This window comes from Nocardia carnea, assembly GCF_029868855.1.
In the GTDB taxonomy this organism is placed as follows: domain Bacteria; phylum Actinomycetota; class Actinomycetes; order Mycobacteriales; family Mycobacteriaceae; genus Nocardia; species Nocardia carnea_A.
This window is the reverse complement of the sequence record NZ_JARWOV010000026.1, coordinates 1-2,785: the sequence shown is the minus strand read 5'-3', so window position 1 is coordinate 2,785 and position 2,785 is coordinate 1. Positions and strand designations below refer to the sequence as shown.

The window sequence follows — 2,785 nt, the reverse complement described above, 5'->3', positions numbered from 1 at the left end:
GGTACGGCCATTCACCCCCGCCAGTCTCCGTGCTGGCGCCGATCCCCCCAACCCGGGCCGAGCCCGGCCCCGCCGCGGGGGCCGGGCCGCCCCCGCGCGAGCCCGGACCGGGCGGTTCGGCCTGCACGCACGCCCGCTCGGTTCGCGCTGTGCAGGAGCGCTGTCGTGACCGTGCTCATCGCCCCGGACAGTTTCAAGGGCACCTATACGGCAGTGGAGGTCGCCGAGGCGATCGGCCGCGGCGTCGAGGAGACCGGTGGCAGCGCGCTGCGGCTGCCGGTCGCCGACGGTGGCGAGGGAACCCTCGAGGTACTCGTCGAGCCGCTCGGTCTGCAGCGGGTGACCGTCGAGGCACGCAACCCTTGGCGTATGCCGTGTACCGCCACGATCGGCCTGTCGGACGACGGTATCGCGGTGATCGAGGTCGCCGCGGCCAGTGGGGTCACCACCCCGCACGACGGCCCGCGGGATCCGGTCACCGCCGATACCTACGGCACCGGCATGCTCATCGCCGCGGCCGCGCAGCGCGGGGCCCGGCGGATCGTGGTCGCGGCGGGCGGCTCGGCCACCACCGACGGTGGTACCGGTGCCATCGCGGCCATCGAGGACGGCGGTGGCCTGCGCGGCGCCTCGATCACCGTACTCACCGATGTCACCACCCGCTACGTCGACGCCGCCCGTGTCTTCGGCCCGCAGAAGGGCGCCGACCCGGCCACCGTGGAACTACTGACCCGCCGCCTCGCCGATACCGCGGGCCGGTTGCCGCGCGACCCCTCCGGTGTCGACGCCACGGGCGCGGCGGGCGGCTTCTCCGGTGGGATGTGGGCGCAGTACGGCGCGGACTTGCGGTCCGGCGCCGAGTACGTCCTCGATGCCGGCGGGTTCGACACGCTGGCCGCGGACGCCGAGGCGATCGTCGTCGGGGAGGGCCGTCTCGACGGCCAGACCCGCGCCGGGAAGATCATCTCGGCGATTCTGGCGCGGGCCGGCGACACCCCGGTGTACGCGGTCGTGGGATCGGTGGGCGACGACCTCGGCGACTACCGGGCACGGTTCGCCGAGGTGATCGTCGCCTCCGATACCGCCGCCATGCACGCGGCGGGTCGGCGTATCGGGGCCCGGAACTCCTGACCACCACCGGAGGCCCGGCCCGCCGACAAGCGGACGCGCGACCGGTCGAGCCGCCTACCGGCTCAGTTCGCCGGGTCGTGTTCGGGCGGGAACCCTCCGGTGGCGATGGGACCCCAGCGTTCGATGGTGATGCGGATCAGCGATTTGTTCTGCCGGGCCATGGCCGCGCGATATTCGTCCCAGTCCGGATGTTCACCGGAGATACCGCGGTAGTAGTCGACCAGGCCGTCGAGCGCCGCGGGCATATCGATCACCTCACCCCGCCCGTCGACCTGTACATAGGCATCGTCGAAATCCTCGGACAGCACGCAGATCGATACCCGCGGGTCGCGCCGGATATTGCGGGCTTTGGCGCGACCGGGATAGGTGGAGACGACGATTCGTCCCTCCGGATCCAGACCGCAGGTCACCGGGGACATCTGCGGTGCGCCACCGGCTCGGGTGGTGACCAGTACACCGTGATGACGGGAGCGCAGGAATTCCAGCAGGGCGGCGCGGTCCACGGTGGTGGCACTGGCGATGCGGGGCATGGATGCCTTTCTCTGCGTCGGCCGGATGAGTTTTCTCCGCAGCATAACCAGGTCCGGCGACACCCTCCGTGCTCGCACACACGGCGCCGGATTCAGCATTGCGCGAACGGGTAGCCGCCCGGTACCCGGGCCGGACGAGACGACGTCCGCGCCGGAACATCGGACAACCAGGACCAGGAAGGAGTACGCGATGCCGAAGACGACTGCCCGCGGCACGGTCCGGAAATCGGAGCTGCCGAGCACTCTGCAGCGTTCGGACGAGAAAGCGCAGCGCACCTTCGCCAAGGCCCACGACTCGGCGCTGCAGACCTACGGCAGCGAACAGCGCGCGCACCGGGTCGCCTACGAGGCGCTCAAGCACAGCTTCGAGAAGGTCGGCGACCACTGGGAGCCCAAGAGGAAACGAGGCCCGTCCGACGAGCGCGCCGCCAGTGGCGGTCCGAATCCGAAGGGTGCCAGCGCCGAAGGTGTCGACGCCAACGCGTCCAAACAGCATCTGATCGACGTCGCGGGAAGGCTCGATATCAGCGGGCGGTGGAAGATGACCAAGGACGAACTCGTCACCGCCATCGAGAAAGCCAACCGTCGCGATACGGCCAGGCGCAGGAAGTAGCGCTTTCGGACGGCGCTTCGCGCAATCCGCCCGGCGCGCCTGTTTCGCGGGCAGCGCGGCGGGTAGGGCGCCCGTGACGGTAGGGACACCGTCGGCAGAGCAGGCGCCCGGCAGTGGGCGCGGACAAACGAACAGGAGGCCGTAATGAGCATCCAGCAGGAAACCGGCCAGTTCACCGGGACCAAGGACAAGGACTACAACCTCATCTGGTTCACCGAGGCATGTCTGAGCAACGCACTGCGTATGGAGGTGTACAGCCGGGACGCCGAGCGGGCCGGTGACGCCGAAATCGCCGAATTCTTCAAACGCGCCCAGCACGAGAGCCAGAAGGGCGCCGAGCAGGCCAAGGCACTGCTCGCCCAGCGCCTGAGCTGATCGGGCCCACCGCGGGCACATTCGTCACCCGACCGGCCACCGGCGACCGCGCCGGGGGCCGGTCGGGGGAGGTGTGGCGCCGGGCGCCCGGAAGGAGATAAAGGCGGTTATAGGCCCCCCGCCCGCCCCCGCACCC

At 70.5% G+C, this 2,785-nt stretch carries 3 protein-coding genes and 1 pseudogene; 3 read left to right on the top strand and 1 reads right to left on the bottom strand.

From position 1 onward, the window contains the following. Positions 1-165 precede the first annotated feature (165 nt). Positions 166-1,151 (top strand): annotated as a pseudogene (locus QH195_RS02010) (glycerate kinase); the annotation flags it as partial. Positions 1,152-1,193: 42 nt separating this feature from the next. On the opposite strand, the gene QH195_RS02005 reads toward QH195_RS02010, so the two are convergent. Further along, positions 1,194-1,661 carry a PPOX class F420-dependent oxidoreductase gene (locus QH195_RS02005; protein ID WP_280424054.1) on the bottom strand — a complete coding sequence of 156 codons (468 nt, stop codon included), beginning with the start codon at positions 1,659-1,661 and terminating at the stop codon, positions 1,194-1,196. Positions 1,662-1,851: 190 nt separating this feature from the next. Here QH195_RS02005 and QH195_RS02000 point away from each other — a divergent pair, with 190 nt between their 5' ends. Beyond that, complete coding sequence (locus QH195_RS02000; protein ID WP_280434124.1) at positions 1,852-2,274, top strand: ChaB family protein; 423 nt, start codon at positions 1,852-1,854, stop codon at positions 2,272-2,274. Between the two features lie 144 nt (positions 2,275-2,418). Further along, positions 2,419-2,649: a hypothetical protein gene (locus QH195_RS01995; protein WP_033245578.1), complete on the top strand. Its 231-nt coding sequence runs from the start codon at positions 2,419-2,421 to the stop codon at positions 2,647-2,649. The last annotated feature ends 136 nt before the right edge of the window (positions 2,650-2,785 follow it).

Bases quoted from the DNA above. Each gene is read 5' to 3' on its own strand.
- QH195_RS02005 (WP_280424054.1), bottom strand. From the start codon at position 1,661: ATGCCCCGCATCGCCAGTGCCACCACCGTGGACCGCGCCGCCCTGCTG.
- QH195_RS02000 (WP_280434124.1), top strand. From the start codon at position 1,852: ATGCCGAAGACGACTGCCCGCGGCACGGTCCGGAAATCGGAGCTGCCG.
- QH195_RS01995 (WP_033245578.1), top strand. From the start codon at position 2,419: ATGAGCATCCAGCAGGAAACCGGCCAGTTCACCGGGACCAAGGACAAG.